We start from the raw sequence: 731 nt of genomic DNA on the forward strand, positions 1-731 counted from the left end.
AACGTTTCATCATACTGTTTTTTCATCTGAAACACCTCTTATATAGAATAATTTATCTCTATACTGTGTTCCAGTTTTACTGTACCACCTCAAAATATGTCTACATAGGAAGTCATAAAAAGAACAGGATTCCTTTCTCATTTATTAGTCAAGAGTTATGTAGAATATGAAAAATCAACATTCGCCTGGAAAATAATTCGAAAAGGAGAGCTTTCTTATGCAATAATATCGAAAATATATTTATTTTCAAATTAATACTTTTTATATAGGGATCTGCTGATAAAAGAATCGTATAACATGAAGCATACGAAAATCTCCCTGACTTGTTATACAAATCAGGGAGCAGTATCAGTTAAGTATAGCATTTGCAGAGGTATTTATGTTTTTTATCTGAATATTCATTCTTTTTATAAGCATTGGCTCTTCAGGTACAGATATCCCAGAAGAACCATCTTTTTTTAAAAAAATGTATCATACACTTTACTTGTCTAAAATATGGCGTATTTCTGACATATCCATATTTGTAAACTTCGCAATATCTTCAATATTCATGCTATTCTTATGCATACCACGAATAAGTTGTTGTCTTTCGGCTACTTTCCCTTTTTCCATACCTTCTTCTATACCAACCTCACGAGCATGTGCTAATTTCGCTTGTTCATCAAATAACACTTTTTCCCGTGCTTCATATGCGAGACGGAAAGAGCTACTCTGACTCATATTTTCCCATT

At 32.0% G+C, this 731-nt stretch carries 1 pseudogene; it reads right to left on the reverse strand.

Going from position 1 to position 731, the window contains the following annotated elements:
• Positions 1 to 480: 480 nt before the first annotated feature.
• A pseudogene (locus F3I02_RS27065) lies at positions 481 to 731 on the reverse strand (Rpn family recombination-promoting nuclease/putative transposase); the annotation flags it as partial.

It is taken from the genome of Bacillus sp. SRB3LM (assembly GCF_015712745.1).
GTDB classification, from domain to species: Bacteria; Bacillota; Bacilli; order Bacillales; family Bacillaceae_G; genus Bacillus_A; species Bacillus_A thuringiensis_K.